Genomic DNA, 19,168 nt, shown 5'->3' on the forward strand with positions numbered 1-19,168 from the left:
CTTCGCTAGGCGCAGGGCTGTGGGATTGCAAGCGCTGGCACGCCCCCGTCAGGCGAGGATCGAGCGGTCGATCTCGGCGATGGTGCGCACGCCGGTAAGCGCCATGGCGACGCGCATCTCGCGCTGGAAGAGATCGAGCATCTGCGCGACGCCGGCCTCTCCGCGTGCGGCGAGCGCGAACAGCCAGGCGCGGCCGAGCAGCACGCCCTCCGCGCCCAGCGCCAGCATCCGCACCACGTCGAGGCCCGAGCGGATGCCCGAATCCGCCAGCACGGTGAGCTGGCCGCGCACCGCATCCGCGATTCCCGGCAGCGCGCGGGCAGAGGAGAGCACGCCGTCGAGCTGCCGCCCGCCATGGTTGGAGACGACGATGCCGTTCGCGCCGATGCCGGCGGCGGCTCTGGCGTCCTCGGGATCGAGAATGCCCTTGATGATGAGCGGCCCCTTCCACTCGGAACGAATCCAGTCGAGATCGTCCCACGAGATCGACGGATCGAAATTGGCGCCGAGCCAGCCGATATAATCGTTGAGCCCGCTATCCTTGCCGAGCACCGGCTCCAGATTGCCGAGCAGATGCGGGCGGCCGCGCAGCCCCACGTCCCACGCCCAGCCTGGCTTGCCGATCGCCTGCATCATCCGCCGCATCGGCCCGCGCGGGCCGGACATGCCCGAATGCGCATCGCGATAGCGCGCGCCCGGCACCGGCATGTCGACGGTGAAGACCAGAGCCTCGGCGCCGCGCGCGCGGGCGGTGGCGAGCAGGTCGCGCATGAAGGCGCGGTCGCGGATCACATAGAGCTGGAACCAGGTCGGCCCCGGCGTGGCGGTCGTCACCTCGGTCAGTGAGCAGAGCGAGACGGTCGACAGCGTGAAGGGGATGCCCACCGCATGCGCCGCGCGCGCCGCCTGCACCTCGCCGCGACGCGCATACATGCCGCTGATGCCGACCGGGCCGAGTGCGATGGGGAGCGGCCGGTGCTGGCCGAACAGCTCGGTCGAGAGGTCGATGTCGGCGACGTTCTTCAGCACGCGCTGGCGCAGCGCGATGCCGGCGAGGTCCGACACGTTCCGCCGCAGCGTCTCCTCGGCATAGGCGGCGCCGTCGGCATAGTCGAACAGGAAGCGCGGCAGGCGTCGGCGGGCGGCGTCGCGGAAGTCGAGCGGGGAGGAGATAATCATCGGGTCCGGTCTACCAGTGCTGGATGGGGCGTCAGAGTCCGTAGAAACGGGCGGCGGCGTCGTGGAACAGGTGGCGGCGGGCGGCCTCGTCGGTGGGGGCGGCGAGCCGCTCCGCATCGGTGAGCCAGTCCTTGTAGCTATCGCCGGCAAGCAGCAGCACCGGCCAGTCGCTGCCCCACATCAGCCGCTCGCCGAAGCAGGCGACGAGATGCGCGACATAGGGCGCGAGCGCGTCGGCGGTCTGGCTGGGCGCCTGCTCGGTGCGCAGGCCGGACAGCTTGGCATGGACATGGGGGAAGGCGGCCAGCGCCGCGATCTCCTCGCGCCACGGATCGAGATCGCCCGTCGCGGCAAAGGGCTTGGCGCCATGATCGATGACGAGGGGCAGTTCCGGCCAGTGCGTGGCGAAGCGGGCCAGTGCGGGCAGATGGCGCGGCTGAACGAGGGCGTCGAAACGCAGGCCGTGCGCAATCATCGCCTCGATGGCGGGGGCGAGTTCGGGGCGGAGAATCCACGCGCTGTCCTCGATCGCCTGGAGCATCGGGCGCAAACCCTTGAGCTTCGGATGGCGGGCGAGTGCCGCGATGCGCTCGGGCGCGTCGGGGCTTGCGAGATCGACCCAGCCGACCACCGCGCGGACCAGCGGATCGCCCCCGGCCAGCGCCAGCATCCAGCCGGTGTCGCGATCATCCGGCTGCGACTGGACGAGCACCGTGCCCGCCAATTCCACGCCGTCGGCCGCCGCGCGCAGATCGGCAAGGCCGAAGTCGCGATGGAGATCGGGCAGATCGGGGCCGGGCCAGCTCTGGCCGGGGCCGCCGATGGTCCAGGCATGCTGATGGGAATCGAGGATTGCTATCGGTGTCATGAGCCATCATCAGACAATAAGGAGCGATCGGCCGCAAGCCTTGCCACGCGATCGGCGCGGCCGGGCATTTCGGTCAGGATATGGCGCGTCAGCCGCTCATAATGCTGGATGAAGCGCGCGACCTTGGCGTCGCTCATCAGGCCGGGCGCATCGGGAGCGGTGCGGCCTCGCAGCGCGCGCTCCTGCTCGATCCGCCAGCCCTGCACCACCTCGAAGCCCGGTGCCGCCAGCAGCATCAGCCGGTCGATCCGCGCGAACAGCCGCTGATAGTCGCCCGCCAGCGCGGCATTGACGGCGCGCCGCCAGATGCCGTCCGCATCCTCCTCGCGTTCGAGGGCGTTGATGGGAGCGGCCAGCGCCTCCTCCGCCTCGGGCCGGGCGCCGACGCACCAGCCTTCGAAGATCAGCAGCCGGGTGCCGGCCGGGGCATGGCCCCACTGGTCCGCCGGAGCGCGGTCGTCGCAGGCCTTGTCGAAGCGGGGGAGCGCCGCGGCTTCGCCCCGATCGAGCGCGGCGAAGGTGGCGAGGCCGAGCGGCACGTCATGCGTGCCCGGCACGCCGCGCGTGGCGAAGAGCGGGTGGACGGTGCGGGCGAGCGCGGCGCGCTCGGCCTTCGTCCGATAGAGATCGTCGAGCGAGAGGATGGCCGTCCGCTCGAACCGTTCCGCCAACCCGGCGGCGAGCGTCGATTTGCCGCTGCCCTGCGCACCGCACAGGCCGAGGACCAGGGGACGGTCCGCTGGCGCCTCGCGGAGCAGCGGGGCGAGCCATGCCTCCGTCGCATCGAGCAGCGCCTCACGCGACACGGTTGGGTGGCTCCCGTCCGTCGAAAAAGGCTTCGAGATTGGAGGCGGCCTGCATCCCCATGGCCGAGCGCGTCTCGATCGTCGCGCTGCCGAGATGGGGAAGCAGCACCGCCCGCTCGCATGCGAGGAGCGCTGGGTGGACGGCGGGCTCCTGCTCATAGACATCGAGCCCCGCCGCGCCGAGCCGGCCCTGCGTCAGCGCCTCGGCCAGCGCCGCCTCGTCCACCACCGGCCCGCGCGCGGTGTTGATGAGGATGGCGTGGGGTTTCATCCGCGCGAGCAGGGGCGCGTCGATCAGGTGCCGCGTTGCCGCCCCGCCCGGCACATGGAGCGAGAGGATGTCGGCCTCGGCCGCGAGCGCCTCCAGCGATTCCGCCGGGCTGGCGTCGCAGGCCGCTTCGATCGTCTCGGAAGCGCGGTTGCGGCTGACATAGCGGATGCGCATCCCGAAGGCGCGGGCGCGCTTGGCCGTCGCCTGCGCGATGCGACCGAAGCCGACGAGGCCGAGCGTCTTGCCCGTCACGCCCTGTCCGATCAGGTGCGTGGGCCGCCAGCCGGTCCAGCGCCCGTCGCGAAGCTCGCGCTCGCCTTCGCCGGCGCGGCGCGCGGCCATCAGCATCAGCAGGATGGCGAGATCGGCGGTGGTGTCGGTCAGCGCGTCGGGCGTGTTGGTGACGGCGATCCCGGCCTTCCGGGCGGCGGCGAGATCGATATGCTCGAAGCCCGCCCCGAAATTGGCGAGGATGCGCACCGTCGCGCCGGGGAGGGAGAGAAGCGCCGCGTCGATACGGTCGGTGATGGTCGGGAGGATCGCGTCGTAGCGCGTCATCGCGTCCGCCAGCGCCTCGCGGGAGAGCGGCGCGTCGTCGGCGTTGCCGTCGGTCTCGAACCGCGTCGACAGATGCGCCTCGACCGCGTGCGGCAGCCGCCGTGTCACCAGCAGGCGCGGGCGCCGGTCCATCCACTTCTCCTCTTCCGATATCGCCCGATGTATGGAGAGGAGAGGGCGTTCGTCAAACCTCTCCGGCGCGGGCGAGGAGGCTTTTCGCCTGCTTCAGATGCGGGGCGTCGATCATCCTGCCGTCGAGCTGGAGCGCGCCCGCGGTCGGGTTGGCGGCGAAGGCCTCCACCACCGCGCGGGCATGGGTTACGGCTTCGGCCGAGGGCGTGAAGGCCTCGTTGATCACCGCCACCTGCGCGGGGTGGATCGCCATCATGCCGGAGAAGCCGTCGCGCGCGGCGCGGGCGGCGTAGGCGGCGAGGCCGTCGAGATCGCGGAACGCCGGATAGACCGTCTCGATCGGCGCGACCCCGGCGGCGGCGGCGCCGAACAACATCAGCGCGCGGGCCATCTCGTAAGGGGGCGTGTAGCGGCCGTCCGCCTCGCGGCTGGTCGCGGCGCCGATCGCGGCGGGGAGGTCCTCCGCGCCCCAGGTGAGGCCACAGAGCCTGTCCGCGACGGCTCGGTAATGACCAAGCTGGAAGATCGCGGCGGGCGTCTCGGTCGCGATGGGGAGGATGGGGGCGGCGAGCCCGCGCGCTTCCATTTTGTGGAACAGGGCCTGCACGGAGGCGGCACCCTCGGCCTTGGGGAAGACGATGCCGTCGGGCCGTGCCTTGGCGATGGCGTCGAGGTCCGCGTCGGTGTCGCTGCCGTCGAGCGGGTTCACGCGGACGAACAGCCTGGTCGTGCGCTCGGTGCGGGTGAGGAAATCGGCGATGGCTTTGCGCGCCTCGGGACGGGCGGCGGGTGTCACCGCGTCCTCCAGATCGAGGATCAGCGCATCGGCGCCGGAGGCGAGCGCCTTCTCCATCCTATCCGGCCGGTCGCCCGGCACGAACAGCAGCGAGCGGAGCCTCATGCCGGCTTCCGCAGTAGCAGCGCCGAGCGCTGGCAGCGGCAGACCACCTCATTCCGCTGGTTGATCAATTCGTGCGTGAAGGTGACGATCCCGGCGTTGGGACGCGACTTGCTCTCCTTGAGCGCCGCCACCTCGCTCGTCGCGCGCAGCGTGTCGCCGATGAAGACGGGCTTGGGCATCACCACCGCGTCATAGCCGAGGTTGGCCACCAGCGTGCCGAGCGTCGTCTCGCCCACCGTCAGCCCCACCATCAGCGCGAAGGAGAAGGTGCCGTTGACGAGGATCTGGCCGAACTCGCTCGCCTTCGCCGCCTCGGCGTCGAGGTGGAGCGGCTGCGGATTGTGCGTCATCGTCGAGAAGAGGAGATTGTCCGTCTCGGTGACGGTGCGGCGGATCGGATGCTCGATCCGGTCGCCCAACTGCCATTCGTCGAAATAGCGTCCGGGCATCAGGCTTCCTCCGTCTCGATGCGGGCGAGCAGCGTGCCTTCGCTGACCTGCGCGCCGGCGGCCGGACCGAGGTCGGCGACGATGCCGTCGAAGGGGGCGACCAGCGCCTGCTCCATCTTCATCGCCTCGATGACGACGATGCGCTGGCCCTTGGCGACCTTCTCGCCCTTGGCCACCTCCACCGATACGACGCGCCCCGGCATCGGCGCGGTGAGCGCGCCGTCCGAGATGCCCGCCGTGTCGCCATGATAGCGCGGGACGCTCGCGAGGAAGGAGAGGCCGTCGTCGTTGACGACCACGCCATCGTCGACCGGCTCGCCGATCACGGGGGCCTTCTCCCAGTCGCGGGGGAGTTCGGCTTCGTATGGCTTGCCGTCGATCTCGACGCGGATGCGGCGGTCCGGGGCGGCATTGGCGCGGAAGCCCATCAGCGAGCGCCAGACGCTGCCGGCCGCGGGAACTGACAGCATGGAGTCTGCCCCCCACAGTGTCGTCGGCTCGCCATGCACCTCCTGCACGGCGACCGCGGCGGCGGCTTGCAGGACCATGTCCTCGGTCGGCTCGGCGGGGGGGAGCAGGCTGTCGCCGTGGCGCTCGATGAAGCCGGTGTCGATGCGGGCGGCGCGGAAGTCCGCATGGTCGAGCGCGCGCCACAGGAAGGGGGCGTTGGTCTTGACCGGCCAGATGTCGGTGGCGGCGCAGGCCTCGGCCAGCGTCTCGACGGCCTCCTCGCGGGTGGCTTCGTGGGCGATCACCTTGGCGATCATCGGGTCGTAGAAGGGCGTGACCTGCCCGCCTTCCTCGACGCCGCTGTCGACTCGCACGTCACGCCACTCGCGATAGATGGTGAGCGGCCCGATGCTCGGGAGGAAGCCCTTGGCCGGGTCTTCGGCATAAATGCGGGCTTCCATCGCCCAGCCGTCGATTTCCAGCTCGTCCTGCTTCCTCGGCAGCGGCTCCCCGCTCGCGACGCGGAGCTGCCACTCGACCAGATCCTGCCCGGTGATCGACTCCGTCACCGGATGCTCGACCTGAAGGCGGGTGTTCATCTCCATGAACCAGATGCGGTCGGCGCGCAGGCCTTCGGATGCGTCGGCGATGAACTCGATGGTGCCCGCGCCGACATAGTCGACCGCCTTGGCCGCCTTCACCGCAGCACCGCAGACCGCCTCGCGGGTGGCCTCGTCCATGCCGGGGGCGGGGGCCTCCTCGATCACCTTCTGGTGGCGGCGCTGGAGCGAGCAGTCGCGCTCGAACAGGTGGACGACGTTGCCGTGGCTGTCGCCGAAGACCTGCACTTCGATGTGGCGGGGCGAGAGGATGTATTTCTCGATCAGCACCCGGTCGTCGCCGAAGCTCGACGCCGCCTCGCGCTGGCAGGAGGCGAGGGCGTCGAGGAAATCGGCGGAGGCATCGACCTTGCGCATCCCCTTGCCGCCGCCGCCGGCGACCGCCTTGATGAGCACCGGATAGCCGATCTTGTCGGCCTCGCTCTTCAGATGCTCGGGCCGCTGGTCCTCGCCGAGATAGCCGGGCGTGGTGGGGACGCCGGCTTCCTGCATGAGCTTCTTGGCCGCGTCCTTGAGGCCCATGGCGCGGATGCTGGAGGGCTTCGGCCCGACCCAGACGATCCCCGCCGCGCTCACGGCCTCGGCGAAGTCGGCATTCTCGGAGAGGAAGCCGTAGCCGGGGTGGATCGCTTCTGCGCCGGTTTCCTTGGCGGCAGCGATGATGCGGTCGCTGACCAGATAGCTTTCGCGCGCAGGTGCCGGGCCGATGGCGACCGCATCGTCCGCCATTCGGACATGGAGGGCGTTCCGGTCGGCATCCGAATAGACGGCGACGGTGCGGATGCCGAGCATCCGCGCGGTGCGGATGATCCGGCAGGCGATCTCGCCGCGATTGGCGATGAGGAGGCTCTGGATCATCGCATCACATCCTGAACACGCCGAACGCGGGGCGCTCGGGGATGGGGGCGTTGAGGCACGCGGCGAGGCTCAGGCCCAGCACGTCGCGGGTCTGGATGGGATCGACGATGCCGTCGTCCCACAGGTTCGCGGTGGCGTTCCAGGGGCTGCCTTCGTCCTCGTACTTCTGGCGGATCGGGGCCTTGAAGGCCTCGGCCTCCTCGGGCGTCCATCTGTCAGCGTCGCGGTGGACGGTGGCGAGGACGGAGGCCGCCTGCTCGCCGCCCATCACCGAGATGCGGCTGTTGGGCCACGAGAACAGGAAACGCGGCGAGTAGGCGCGCCCCGCCATGCCGTAATTGCCCGCGCCGAAGCTGCCGCCGATCAGCATGGTGATCTTGGGGACGGAGGCGGTCGCGACCGCCGTCACCAGCTTGGCGCCATGCTTGGCGATGCCCTCGGCCTCGTATTTGCCGCCGACCATGAAGCCCGAGATGTTCTGGAGGAACAGCAGCGGGATACGGCGCTGGCAGGCCAGCTCGATGAAATGCGCGCCCTTGAGCGCCGCTTCCGAGAACAGCACGCCATTGTTGGCGAGGATCGCCACCGGCATCCCCCAGATATGCGCGAAGCCGCACACCAAGGTTGTGCCGTAGAGCGCCTTGAACTCGTGGAACTCCGATCCGTCGACGATGCGCGCGATCACCTCGTGGACGTCATAGGGCGCCCGGACGTCGCGGGGGATGAGGCCATAGAGTTCGGCCGGATCATGCTTCGGCGGGCGCGGGTCTTTCAGCGCGATGTCGGGCGTGCGGTCCGCCGGGAGCGTCGCGACGATGTCGCGCACGATGGTGAGCGCATGTTCGTCATTCTCGGCGAGATGATCGACCACGCCGGACTTGCGCGCATGGAGATCGCCGCCGCCCAGATCCTCGGCCGAGATCACCTCGCCCGTCGCCGCCTTCACCAGCGGAGGCCCGGCGAGGAAGATCGTGCCCTGATTGCGGACGATCACCGTCTCGTCGGACATCGCCGGCACGTAGGCGCCCCCGGCGGTGCAGCTTCCCATCACGCAGGCGATCTGGGGGATGCCCTCCGCCGACATCTGCGCCTGATTGAAGAAGATGCGGCCGAAATGCTCCTTGTCGGGGAAGACCTCGGCCTGATGCGGCAGGTTCGCCCCGCCCGAATCGACCAGATAGATGCAGGGGAGGCGGTTCTCCCGCGCGATCTCCTGCGCGCGCAGATGCTTCTTGACGGTGAGCGGGTAATAGGTGCCGCCCTTCACCGTCGCGTCGTTGCAGACGATCATGCACATACGGCCCGACACGCGGCCGATGCCCGCGATCATGCCGGCACCCGGCACCTCGCCCTTGTAGAGCCCGTGCGCGGCAAGCTGGCCGATCTCGAGGAAGGGCGCGCCCGGATCGAGCAGATGGCCGACGCGATCGCGCGGCAGCAGCTTCCCGCGCGCGACATGCTTGCTGCGCGACGCCTCCGAGCCACCGAGTGCCGCGGTCGCCACATCGGCGCGGAGCTGGTCGGCGAGCGCGCGGTTGTGCGCATCGCGGCGGCGGAAATCCTCCGACGACGGATCGGCGAGCGTACCGAGAACGGGGCCCATCAGAAATCCTCCCCTGCAAGGGGAGGGGGACCGCCGAAGGCGGTGGAGGGGTGGAGGCGCGTGGGGCAGGCGCTGCGCGTGCTGCGAGGGGAGTATCCCTCCACCAGCCTGCGGCTGGTCCCCCTCCCCTTGCAGGGGAGGATTGTCGAGGGCCCGCTCATGCGCCGATCAGCTCGCGGCCGATCAGCATCCGGCGGATTTCGTTGGTGCCGGCACCGATGTCGAGCAGCTTGGCGTCGCGGGCGAAGCGTTCGACCGGCCAGTCCTTGGTGTAGCCCGCGCCGCCCAGCGCCTGGATCGCCTCGTTGGCGACCTTCACGGCATTCTCGGAGGCGAGCAGGATCGCGCCCGCCGCGTCATAGCGGGTGGTCTGGCCGGCATCGCAGGCCCGCGCCACGGCATAGACATAGGCGCGCGAGCTGTTCAGCGCGACGACCATGTCGGCCACCTTGCCCTGCATGAGCTGGAAGGTGCCGATCGCCTTGCCGAACTGCTTGCGCTCGCGGACATAGGGGAGGACCACGTCGAGGCACGCCTGCATGATGCCGAGCTGGATGCCCGAGAGCACCACGCGCTCGTAATCGAGGCCGGACATCAGCACCTTCACGCCGCCATTCACTGGCCCCATGACATTCTCGTCCGGCACGAAGCAGTCGTTGAACACCAGCTCGGCGGTGGGCGAGCCGCGCATCCCCATCTTCTCGATCTTCTGGCCGATGGAGAAACCGGCGAAGCCCTTCTCGATCAGGAAGGCGGTGATGCCCTTGGAGCCCGCGTCCGGCGCCGTCTTGGCATAGACGACCAGCGTCTCGGCATAGGGCGCGTTGGTGATCCAGAACTTGGTGCCGTTGAGCTTCCAGCCGCCGTCCACCTTGTCGGCGCGCAGCTTCATGCTCACCACGTCGGAGCCGGCGCCGGCCTCCGACATCGCGAGGCTGCCGACATGCTCGCCCGAGATCAGGCCGGGCAGATATTTGGCCTTCTGCTCAGGCGTCCCCCAGCGGCGGATCTGGTTGACGCAGAGGTTCGAGTGCGCGCCGTAGGACAGGCCGACCGACGCCGACGCGCGGGCCACCTCCTCGCAGGCGATGACATGCTCCAGATAGCCGAGCCCGAGCCCGCCATACTCCTCTTCCACGGTGATGCCGTGCAGGCCGAGCGCGCCCATTTCCGGCCACAGCTCGGCGGGGAAGCGGTCCTCGGCGTCGATGGCGGCGGCGATCGGGGCGATGCGATCGGTGGAGAAGCGCCGGGTGGTGTCGCGGATCATGTCCGCCGTCTCGCCGAGCGCGAAGTCGAACTGCTGCATCAGACTCTCCGGTAATTTTGCGGCGTTTGATAGCGCAGCCGAAGCCTTGAGGAAAATTGAAAGCCGTTCGGGAACATCATAGATAGCGTCTATGATAGACCGCTATCTGCTGCGCTATTTCCTGAGCGTCATAGATCAGGGCAATTTCTCCAAGGCGGCGGCTGCCTGCAACGTGTCGCAGCCGACGCTCTCGGTCGGCATCGCCAAGCTGGAGCGCGAGATGGGCCGCGCGCTCTTCCACCGCACCAACAAGCGCGTCGAGCTGACCGAGGCCGGCGCGCGTTTCGCGGTCCACGCCCGCCGCATCGAGGCCGAGTTCGCCATCGCCGAGCGCGAGGTGCAGGACACGGCCGAGCAGGCGACCGTGCGCCTCGGGTTGCTCCCCACCCTGCCGGGGGCGTGGATCGAGGCGTTTCTCACCCGGCTCGACCCGGCGGAGGAGCGGGTGGAGCTGATCGAGGGGCGCGAGCGCGATCTCCTCGAGCGGTTGGCGCGCGGGCGGATCGACGTGGCGCTGAGCCTGATCCGGCGCGACCAGAGCCGCTTCGCGAGCGAGCCGCTGTTCCGCGAGGGCTATGCACTGGCGCTGCCGGCGGGGCATCGGCTGGCCTCCCGCGCGACGATCGCGGCCGAGGAACTGGCCGAGGAGACGATGATCGTCCGCCGCCAGTGCGAGGCGCTGGCCGATACCAGCCGCCATTTCACCGCGCGCGGCGTCCGCCCCTTCTTCGCGGCGCGGACAACCGGCGACGAGCGGGCGCTGGCGCTGGTCCGCGCGGGGCTGGGCGTCACGGTGATGCCCGAGGGTTTCCAGGCGCCGGGCGTGGCGCGGCCGAGGCTCGCGGATTTCACGCAGGAGCGTGAGATCGGGCTGATCTATGCTCCGCACGCCGATCCGGCACGGCTGCGCGGCGGGGCGGTGCTCGGGGCGCTGACGGCGGCGCTGGAGGCGGCGCGGACGGGCTGAGCGGGGCGCGACATCGGCCGCGCCCCGCCCGTGCTTTCAGTAGAAGGCGCCGTAGATCACGTCGCGGATGCGGCCGCTGCGCGCGTCGACCAGCAGCAGGTCCGGCCCGTAGCGGACCCAGCGACAGCCCGGCGGCGGCGGACCGACGCCGAGCGCCGCATAGTTGTCGTAATAATAGGTCGAGGACAGGAAGAGGCTCGGCAGCAGCAGCCCGATCGTCCAGCGGCGATAGCTGTAGCCGCGCGGATAGCGGAAGGCCGGGCCGTGGATCGGCTTGAAGTGGGGCGGACGGCCGACGCCGGGGCGATGCTGCGGCGGGCGCTGGCCCATACCGGGATGCTGCCCCACAGGCGGACGGCCCGGACGGGAAGGCTGGTTTCCGGGGCCGGGGTTGGGCGGCCGGACATTGCCGCCGGGACGACCCGGACCACCGGGGCGACCGGGGCTGACAGAGCCACCGGGCCGACCGGGGGTGCCGGGATGTTGGCCCGGACCACCGGGACGTCCGGCGCCGGGGCGATTGGGAGTGGGCCGTTCGGGCCGCGCGCCGGGGGCGGGGCGGGTCTGCGGCTGTTGCGCCAGGGCGATATCGGGCCACAGCAGCAAGGCGGCGGTTGCGAGGAGACGCATCTTCATCGGCAATCCCTCCATCAATGTCCGCTGCGGTTAGAGCCCTTTTCGCGGCGGGAGGGAAGCCATGTCGTCGAGGCTGGACAAAAGGCGGAGGGGCGATGGGCTTCCAGCGGCCGCCGTCCCTCCATTCGCGCGATGCCCGAACCGGCGCGGTTCGCGTGTCAGGGCCTGATCTCGAAGCCCACCACCGCATGCGGAACATAAGGCTCTTCCAGCCGGGCGATCTCCTCGTCGCTCAGTTCGAGGTCGAGCGCGGCCAGCGCGTCGTCGAGATGCCCCGGCTTCGACGCGCCGACGATCGGCGCGGACACCTCCGGTTTGGAGAGCACCCACGCCAGCGCCACCTGCGCGCGCGGCACGCCGCGTTCCTTCGCGATCTCGGCGACGCGCTCGACCACCTTGCGGTCCGCCCCGGCGGTCTCGGCGTAGAGCGAGCGGCCGAAACCGTCGGTCTCGGAACGGGCGGTCTCCTCGTCCCAGTCGCGGGTGAGGCGGCCGCGGGCGAGCGGGCTCCACGGGATCACGCCGATCCCTTCCGCCTCGCACAAGGGCAGCATCTCGCGCTCCTCCTCGCGATAGAGGAGGTTGAGATAATTCTGCATGGTGACGAAGCGCGTCCAGCCATTCTGCTCGGCGACATGGAGCAGGGTGGCGAACTGCCACGCCGCCATCGACGAGGCGCCGATATAGCGCGCCTTGCCCGCCTTCACGATGTCGTGAAGCGCCTCCAGCGTCTCCTCGATCGGCACGTCCGGATCGAAGCGGTGGATCTGGTAGAGATCGACATAATCGGTGCCGAGCCGCTTCAGCGAGGTGTCGATTTCGGTCATGATCGCCTTGCGCGAGAGGCCGGCGCCATTGGGGCCGGGGTGCATCCGGCCATGCACCTTGGTGGCGATCACCACCTCCTCGCGGGGGATGAACTCTTTAAGGGCGCGGCCGACGATCTCCTCGGAGGTTCCGTCCGAATAGACATTGGCGGTGTCGAAGAAATTGATCCCCGCCTCCACCGCCTGCCGGATGATCGGGCGGCTCTTCTCCTCGTCGAGCGTCCAGGGATGGTTGCCGCGTGTCGGCACGCCGAAGGTCATGCAGCCGAGGCAGAGGTGGGAGACGTCCAGGCCGGTGTTGCCGAGCTTGAGATAATCCATGTCGATCCTCCGGGAGGGGGCTTGCGGGAGGCGATCAGGCGTCCGCGCCCGCCGCGAAGGTGTCGCACTGGGCGGGATCGCCCGAATCGATGCCCTTCTTCAGCCACTCCATCCGCTGCGCCGAGGTGCCGTGGGTGAAGCTGTCGGGCATGACGCGGCCCTGCGCCTCCTGCTGGAGCGTGTCGTCGCCGATCGAGTGGGCGGCCTTCATGCCTTCCTCGACATCGCCCGGATCGAGCCGGTCGCGATTGTTGGCGGCCCAGACGCCGGCGAAGCAATCCGCCTGAAGCTCGACCCGGACCTGAAGCGCATTGGCCTGCTTGGCGCTGACCGCGTGCTGCTGCTCGCTCACCTTGGGGAGGATGCCGAGCAGGTCCTGCACATGATGGCCGACCTCGTGCGCGACGACATAGGCCTGCGCGAAGTCGCCCGGCGCGCCGAAGCGGCTCTTCAGCTCGTCATAGAAGCTGGTGTCGAGATACACTTTCTGGTCGTTGGGGCAGTAGAACGGCCCCATCGCCGATTGTGCGGCGCCGCAACCGGACAGGCCGTTGCGGCTGTAGAAGATGAGCCCGGCCGGCGTGTACTGCTTGCCCTGCTGCTGGAAGAGCTTGGCCCAGGTGTCCTCGGTGGAGGCCAGCACCTGGCAGGAGAATTTGCTCGCCGCGTCCACGGCGCAGGCATGCGCCGCGCCCTCTTTGTTGATGGCGGGGGCGTCGCCGCGGGGCAGCGCATGGTCCCCGCCCATCAGGGCCAGCGGATTGCCGCCGAAGATCAGCGCGCCGATGATGAGGACGACGATCCCGCCGATCCCGAAGCGGTTGAAGACGAAGCCGAGCAGCAGCGGGAACATCCCTCCGCCGCCAAAGCCACCACCGCCGCCGCCATAATTCTGGCCGCGCTCGTCGCCGACATTGTCGCTGGTCCGGTAGTCGTCGAGCCGCATGGCGGCTTCCTCCCCGAAATTCGTCGCCGCGAACAATGCACGGCCAGGCCCCTGGGTTGCCAAACTGTCATGAACCCATGCTTGATGCGTTGCAACAACAGGCGCAGGATGACCGCCATGTCCGATGCCGATCCCCGCCGGCGCAAGACCAATGCGCCGATGCCGTTGCCCGATCAGGTGGCCCTCGTCCTTCAGGGCGGAGGGGCGCTGGGTTCCTTTCAGGCCGGCGTCTACGAGGCGCTGGAGGAGGTCGACATCGAGGTCGACTGGGTGGCCGGCATCTCGATCGGGGCGGTCAACGCCGCGCTGATCGCGGGCAACCCGCCCGAGCGGCGAGTCGAGCGGCTGCGCCAGTTCTGGGACAAGGTGACGTCCAGGCTGCCGAGCTTCCCCATCCCCTGGGCCTCCGACGAGATGCGCGAGGTGCTGCACGAATGGTCCGCCGCGATGGTGGCGACGGGCGGCGTGCCGGGCTTCTTCGCGCCGCGTCCGCTGCCGCCGATCATGGCCGCGCCGGGAAGCTGCGAGGCGCTTTCCTATTACGACACCACCCCGCTGGTCGCGACGCTCAACGAGCTGGTCGACTGGGATCTGCTCAACAATGGCCCGGTGCGGCTGTCGGTGGGTGCGGTCGAGATCGAGAGCGGCAATTTCTTCTTCTTCGACACGAAGAAATGCCGGATCGACCATCGCCACATCATGGCCTCGGGCGCGCTTCCGCCGGGGCTCCCGCCGGTCGAGATCGACGGCAAATGGTGGTGGGACGGCGGCGTCGTCTCCAACACGCCGCTCAGCCATGTGCTCGACAACCAGACGACCGACCTGCTGATCTTCCAGGTTGACCTGTTCTCGTCGCAGGGCGTGAAGCCCAGGACGATGATGGACGTCATGGCGCGCGCCAAGGAGATCCAATATTCCAGCCGCACGCGCACCATCTCGGACGAGCGGATGAAGGCGCGGAAACGTCGCGAGGTCGCCTCGCGCGTGCTCGCCAAGCTGCCGCCCGAGCTGAAGGACGATCCCGACGTCAAGGCGCTCACCGCCATCGCGCACGAGAATGCGGTGAGCCTCGTCCAGCTCATCTACCGCGCCAATGCGTGGGAAGGCGGCTCGCGCGACTATGAGTTCTCGGAGCGCACCAAGGCCGAGCATTGGCAGGCCGGCCGCGATGCGGTCGAGCAGACGATCAGCAAATCCGGCCTGATCGCCACCAATATCCTCGACGGCAAGACCGCCGCCTTCGATCTCACGCCGCGCTGACGGCATCACCCAAGGCAAGGAGAACGTCCCCATGTTCCTCAAGGGCAAGACCGCGCTCGTCACCGGTTCCACCTCGGGCATCGGCCTCGCTTATGCGAAGGCGCTGGCGGCCGAGGGCGCGCAGGTGATGATCAACGGTTTCGGCGATGCCGCCGCGATCGAGACCGAGCGCGCCGCGCTGGAGGCGACGTCGGGCAAGGCGCTCTATTCGGACGCCGACATGACCAAGCCGGACGCGATCCACGCGATGGTCCAGCGCTGCCATGACGAGCTGGGCGGCCCGGACATCGTGATCGCCAATGCCGGCGTCCAGCATGTCGAGCCGATCGACACCTTCCCGATCGCCAAGTGGGATCAGATCATCGCGATCAACCTCTCCTCGGCCTTCCACCTGATGCAGGCGGCGATCCCGCTGATGAAGGCGAACAAGTGGGGCCGCATCATCTCGACGGCCTCGGCCCACTCGAAGGTCGCCTCGCCGTTCAAGTCGGCTTACGTCACCGCGAAGCACGGCATCGATGGCCTCACCAAGACGGCGGCGCTGGAGACGGCGACCTTCGGCATCACGGTGAACTGCATCTCGCCGGGCTATGTCTGGACGCCGCTGGTCGAGAACCAGATTCCCGACACGATGAAGGCCCGCAACCTGACGCGCGAGCAGGTCATCAACGACGTGCTGCTCGACGGCCAGCCGACCAAGCAGTTCGTCACCGCCGAGCAGGTGGCCGCGCTGGCGGTGTTCCTCTGCCGCGACGAGGCGGCGCAGATCACCGGCTCCAATTACTCGATCGACGGCGGCTGGACGGCCGAGTGAGCTGAGGCGGGGGCGGCGACGCCCCCGTTTCCCGCATGACGAGATGGTCATGGGGGTGGCGATTGTCGGCGGCGGGCAGGGCAGGCTATGGTCGGTCCCAGTTTGTCGAAAGGTCGTCCATGCCCGTCCGTGCCGTCGTGTCTTCCATCGCCCTGATGATGCTGGCGGGGCTGTCGGGATGCGCGACCAAGGGGGCCTGCCCGCCGGCCACCGCCGCGGGCCAGCCCCCCCTGCCGGACTGGCACGACGCGATCAGCGATCCGGATCACGTCCGGCTGCGGGCGTGGCGCAAGGCGTTCGTCGATTCGCTGGCGGAGGCGCGCAGCCATGGCCATGGCGCGGAGATCGACGCCGAGGGGCGGCTGCTCGATCCCGATGCGGCGCTGGATGGCGCGACGCTGCCGGTGGGCTTCTATCGCTGCCGGGTGATCAAGCTCGGCGCCAAGCAGGAAGGCCATCGCGCGTTCGTCGCCTATCCGGCGCACCGCTGCCAGGTCCGCCCGTCGGACAGGCTGCTGCGGCTGATCGAGCTGAACGGGCTCCAGCGGCCGTCCGGGCGGATCTATCCGGACAGCGCCTCGCGCTCGATCTTCCTCGGCACGATGATCCTCGGCGATGAATCGAAACCGATCGCCTATGGCCGCGACGTGGATCGCGACATGGTCGGCGCGATCGAGCGGGTGGGCGAGCATCAGTGGCGGATGCTGCTGCCCTCTCCGGCGTGGGAATCGAAGATGGACGTGATGGAGCTGGTGCCCGAATCCTGACCTAGCAGGGCCGGTCGAGAGTGATGTGCCCGGCGCGTTTGAGCTGGTCGACGGCGCGCTTGACCTGCTGGCTGTCGCCGCGCGGCATGACGAGCACGGCGTCGCGGGTGGCGATGACGATGACGTCCTTGACGCCGATGGCGGCGACCAGCGGGCCTTCGGAGCGGATCAGGCAGTTGGAGGTGTCGATGGCGAGCACCTCGCCATGGTGGGCGTTGCCGTCATGGTCCTTGACCGCCAGCTCGTGGAGCGCATCCCAGCTTCCGACATCGGACCAGCCCATCTCGACCGGCACGACCGCGACGCGATCGGCCTTCTCCATCACCGCATAGTCGATCGAATCCGACGGCGAGCGCCCGAACGCCAGCGGATCGGGATGGAGCCGGCCGCCCTCGCGCCGCCCCGAGGCCACCGCCTCGCGCGCCGCCGCCGCGATCCCCGGCGCATGGAGATCGAGCGCTGCCATGTAGCTCTGCGCCGTGAACAGGAAGATGCCGCCGTTCCACGAATAGCAGCCTTGCGCCAGATAGCCCTCGGCGGTGGCGAGGTCGGGCTTCTCGACGAAGCGGGCGACGCGCTGGACGCCGGGCGCGATCTCCTCGCCGCGGCAGATATAGCCATAGCCCGTCTCGGGCGAGGTCGGCGTGATGCCGAAGGTGGCGAGCCAGCCGGCCTCCACCAGCGGCACCGCCTTCTCGATCGCGGCGTGGAAGGCGGAAACGTCGCCGATGACATGATCGCTCGGCATCACCAGCAGCATCTGGTCGGGCTCGGCGGCGGCCGCCGCCAGCGCGATGGCAGGCGCGGTGTTGCGCGCGGCGGGCTCGAGGATCAGCGTGCCGGGCTCGATCCCCGCTTCATGGAGCTGCGCCTCGATCGCATCGGCGTGGGCGGCGTTCGCCACCACCATCGGTGCCGCGAACCGCTCGACCCCCATCGTCCGCCGCGCCGTCATCTGGAGCATCGTCTCCACATGCGTCAGCGACAGGAGCTGCTTCGGACGCTCCGTCCGGGACAGCGGCCACAGCCGCGTGCCGGAGCCCCCCGAAAGAATGACAGGGGTGATCCGCCGTCGCTCGGTCATGCACATGCCTCGATTCGGTGACTGGGCCTGCCGGACAGCCGCCCTTATGCGCTCAATCCTCCAGCCCAGCGATGGTTTCAGGATTTATTTGTCAATTTGAGCGACACCCCCTCCCATGACGGGTAAGCCGGCCCGGCAGATGGGGAAGCGGGCGTGATCAGACTGTTCAAGCATTATGTTCCCCATGCCGTGCTGCTGCTGGGCATGGTGGACGTCGTGCTGCTGTTCTGCGCGGCCGAGGCGAGCTGGGTGCTGCGCGCCTGGCAGATCGGCATGGCCGTTACCCCGGTCACCCACCGCCTCGGGCCGCTGCTCACGTTCGCGGTGGCGGTGGAGACGGCGCTGATCGCGGTCGGCGTCTATGGGTTGGATGCGCTCCACTCGGTGCGGTTCGCGGCGGTGCGGCTGATCGTCGGCGTGGCGGTCGGCATGATCATCGTGTCGGTGCTGTCCTTCCTGTTTCCGGGGCTGACGCTGTGGCGCTCCAACGCGCTCTATGCCGCGCTGATCGCGCCCACGGCGCTGACGGTGGCGCGGCTGATGCTGGGGCGGCTGCTGGGCTCCGAGACGTTCAAGAGGCGTCTGCTGGTGCTGGGCGCGGGGCCGCGCGCGGCGCGGATCAAGGCGTTGGGCGACCGGCCGGGCGCGGGCTTCATCGTCTGCGGCTTCATCGGCATGAACGACGGGCCGGACGCGGTGCGCGGCGCGATCAATCGGGATGCGATCGAGAGCCTCGCCGACCATGTCGTCAACCTCAAGGCGAGCGAGGTGGTGCTGGCGCTTCAGGAGCGGCGTAACGCGCTGCCGCTCAAGGACCTGCTGCGGCTCAAGACGACGGGCGTGCATGTGAGCGAGCTGTCCACCTTCCTCGAGCGCGAGACCGGCCGCGTCGACCTCGCCACCGCGAGCCATAGCTGGCTGATCTTCTCGGACGGCTTCGCCTCCGGCCGTTTCCTGTCGAGCATCGCCAAGCGGCAGTTCGACATCCTCGTCAGCCTCGTCATGCTGATCGTCTCGGCGCCGCTAATCCTGCTGACCGCGATCGCCATCCGGCTGGAGAGCAAGGGCCCGGCCTTCTACCGGCAGAAGCGCGTCGGCCTGTTCGGGGAAGAGTTCGACGTCATCAAGCTGCGCTCGATGCGGCAGGACGCGGAGGTCGCGGGGCAGGCCGTCTGGGCGCAGGAGAACGACCCGCGCGTCACCCGCGTCGGCCGCTTCATCCGCATGGTCCGCATCGACGAGCTGCCGCAGCTCTGGGTGGTGCTGAAGGGCAAGATGAGCTTCGTCGGCCCGCGCCCCGAGCGGCTCCAGTTCGTCACCAGCCTCGCCGAGCAGCTCCCCTTCTATGACGAGCGGCACATGGTGAAGCCCGGCATCACCGGCTGGGCGCAGATCAACTATCCCTATGGCGCCAGCCTGGAGGATGCGCACAACAAGCTCGAATATGATCTCTATTACGCCAAGAACTACACGCCCTTCCTCGATCTGCTGATCCTGTTGCAGACGGTGCGCGTGCTGATCTGGCCGTCAGGAGCGCGCTGA

18 protein-coding genes are annotated in these 19,168 nt (G+C 69.1%); 5 read left to right on the forward strand and 13 right to left on the reverse strand.

What is annotated here, in order from left to right; translation table 11 throughout:
• Positions 1–48: 48 nt before the first annotated feature.
• The 9 genes from lldD to ST3T6A_RS0109035 all read right to left on the reverse strand — a co-directional run bounded on the left by lldD (position 49) and on the right by ST3T6A_RS0109035 (position 10,004).
• Positions 49–1,179: an FMN-dependent L-lactate dehydrogenase LldD gene (gene lldD, locus ST3T6A_RS0108995; protein WP_019832584.1), complete on the reverse strand. Its 1,131-nt coding sequence runs from the start codon at positions 1,177–1,179 to the stop codon at positions 49–51.
• Positions 1,180–1,210: 31 nt separating this feature from the next.
• Positions 1,211–2,047 (reverse strand): amidohydrolase family protein, encoded by an 837-nt coding sequence (locus tag ST3T6A_RS0109000; RefSeq protein ID WP_019832585.1) that lies wholly within the window; start codon positions 2,045–2,047, stop codon positions 1,211–1,213.
• Positions 2,044–2,853 (reverse strand): hypothetical protein, encoded by an 810-nt coding sequence (locus ST3T6A_RS0109005; RefSeq protein WP_019832586.1) that lies wholly within the window; start codon positions 2,851–2,853, stop codon positions 2,044–2,046. The genes ST3T6A_RS0109000 and ST3T6A_RS0109005 overlap by 4 nt, the downstream gene beginning before the upstream one ends.
• Positions 2,843–3,814 carry a 2-hydroxyacid dehydrogenase gene (locus tag ST3T6A_RS0109010; protein ID WP_019832587.1) on the reverse strand — a complete coding sequence of 324 codons (972 nt, stop codon included), beginning with the start codon at positions 3,812–3,814 and terminating at the stop codon, positions 2,843–2,845. Before ST3T6A_RS0109010 ends, ST3T6A_RS0109005 begins: the two co-directional genes overlap by 11 nt.
• Positions 3,815–3,866: 52 nt before the next feature.
• Positions 3,867–4,715: an HpcH/HpaI aldolase/citrate lyase family protein gene (locus ST3T6A_RS0109015; RefSeq protein WP_019832588.1), complete on the reverse strand. Its 849-nt coding sequence runs from the start codon at positions 4,713–4,715 to the stop codon at positions 3,867–3,869.
• On the reverse strand, positions 4,712–5,164 hold the full coding sequence (locus tag ST3T6A_RS0109020) for a MaoC family dehydratase (protein WP_019832589.1): 453 nt from the start codon (positions 5,162–5,164) through the stop codon (positions 4,712–4,714). Before ST3T6A_RS0109020 ends, ST3T6A_RS0109015 begins: the two co-directional genes overlap by 4 nt.
• Entirely contained in the window at positions 5,164–7,092 is a 1,929-nt protein-coding gene (locus ST3T6A_RS0109025; protein ID WP_019832590.1) for an acetyl/propionyl/methylcrotonyl-CoA carboxylase subunit alpha, read from the reverse strand. The genes ST3T6A_RS0109020 and ST3T6A_RS0109025 overlap by 1 nt, the downstream gene beginning before the upstream one ends.
• Positions 7,093–7,096: 4 nt before the next feature.
• Positions 7,097–8,698: a carboxyl transferase domain-containing protein gene (locus ST3T6A_RS0109030; RefSeq protein WP_026359557.1), complete on the reverse strand. Its 1,602-nt coding sequence runs from the start codon at positions 8,696–8,698 to the stop codon at positions 7,097–7,099.
• A 154-nt stretch (positions 8,699–8,852) separates the two neighbouring features.
• The gene (locus ST3T6A_RS0109035; RefSeq protein ID WP_019832592.1) at positions 8,853–10,004 is read right to left on the reverse strand and encodes an acyl-CoA dehydrogenase family protein; all 1,152 of its coding nucleotides are present in this window, start codon (positions 10,002–10,004) and stop codon (positions 8,853–8,855) included.
• A 91-nt stretch (positions 10,005–10,095) separates the two neighbouring features.
• Between ST3T6A_RS0109035 and ST3T6A_RS0109040 the strand changes: the two genes are divergently transcribed.
• Positions 10,096–10,971 carry a LysR family transcriptional regulator gene (locus ST3T6A_RS0109040; RefSeq protein WP_019832593.1) on the forward strand — a complete coding sequence of 292 codons (876 nt, stop codon included), beginning with the start codon at positions 10,096–10,098 and terminating at the stop codon, positions 10,969–10,971.
• A gap of 36 nt (positions 10,972–11,007) precedes the next feature.
• Here ST3T6A_RS0109040 and ST3T6A_RS22135 read toward each other — a convergent pair whose 3' ends face one another.
• From ST3T6A_RS22135 to ypfJ, 3 genes are all read right to left on the reverse strand, one after another.
• A complete protein-coding gene (locus tag ST3T6A_RS22135; protein ID WP_026359558.1) occupies positions 11,008–11,607 on the reverse strand; it encodes an RcnB family protein in 600 nt (199 codons plus the stop codon).
• 158 nt (positions 11,608–11,765) lie between these two features.
• Positions 11,766–12,755 carry an aldo/keto reductase gene (locus ST3T6A_RS0109050; protein ID WP_019832595.1) on the reverse strand — a complete coding sequence of 330 codons (990 nt, stop codon included), beginning with the start codon at positions 12,753–12,755 and terminating at the stop codon, positions 11,766–11,768.
• 34 nt (positions 12,756–12,789) lie between these two features.
• On the reverse strand, positions 12,790–13,701 hold the full coding sequence (ypfJ, locus tag ST3T6A_RS0109055) for a KPN_02809 family neutral zinc metallopeptidase (protein WP_019832596.1): 912 nt from the start codon (positions 13,699–13,701) through the stop codon (positions 12,790–12,792).
• A 117-nt stretch (positions 13,702–13,818) separates the two neighbouring features.
• Between ypfJ and ST3T6A_RS0109060 the strand changes: the two genes are divergently transcribed.
• The 3 genes from ST3T6A_RS0109060 to ST3T6A_RS0109070 all read left to right on the forward strand — a co-directional run bounded on the left by ST3T6A_RS0109060 (position 13,819) and on the right by ST3T6A_RS0109070 (position 16,542).
• Entirely contained in the window at positions 13,819–14,961 is a 1,143-nt protein-coding gene (locus ST3T6A_RS0109060; RefSeq protein WP_019832597.1) for a patatin-like phospholipase family protein, read from the forward strand.
• A gap of 31 nt (positions 14,962–14,992) precedes the next feature.
• Positions 14,993–15,775, forward strand: coding sequence for a 3-hydroxybutyrate dehydrogenase (locus ST3T6A_RS0109065; RefSeq protein ID WP_019832598.1), 783 nt, complete (start codon positions 14,993–14,995; stop codon positions 15,773–15,775).
• 137 nt (positions 15,776–15,912) lie between these two features.
• Complete coding sequence (locus ST3T6A_RS0109070; protein ID WP_026359559.1) at positions 15,913–16,542, forward strand: DUF4893 domain-containing protein; 630 nt, start codon at positions 15,913–15,915, stop codon at positions 16,540–16,542.
• A gap of 1 nt (position 16,543) precedes the next feature.
• On the opposite strand, the gene ST3T6A_RS0109075 is transcribed toward ST3T6A_RS0109070, so the two are convergent.
• Positions 16,544–17,626: a mannose-1-phosphate guanylyltransferase/mannose-6-phosphate isomerase gene (locus tag ST3T6A_RS0109075; RefSeq protein ID WP_019832600.1), complete on the reverse strand. Its 1,083-nt coding sequence runs from the start codon at positions 17,624–17,626 to the stop codon at positions 16,544–16,546.
• Between the two features lie 153 nt (positions 17,627–17,779).
• On the opposite strand from ST3T6A_RS0109075, the gene ST3T6A_RS0109080 reads away from it, so the two are divergent.
• The gene (locus ST3T6A_RS0109080; RefSeq protein ID WP_019832601.1) at positions 17,780–19,168 is read left to right on the forward strand and encodes a TIGR03013 family XrtA/PEP-CTERM system glycosyltransferase; all 1,389 of its coding nucleotides are present in this window, start codon (positions 17,780–17,782) and stop codon (positions 19,166–19,168) included.

It is taken from the genome of Sphingomonas sp. PR090111-T3T-6A (assembly GCF_000383095.1).
Lineage (GTDB): Bacteria > Pseudomonadota > Alphaproteobacteria > Sphingomonadales > Sphingomonadaceae > Solisphingomonas.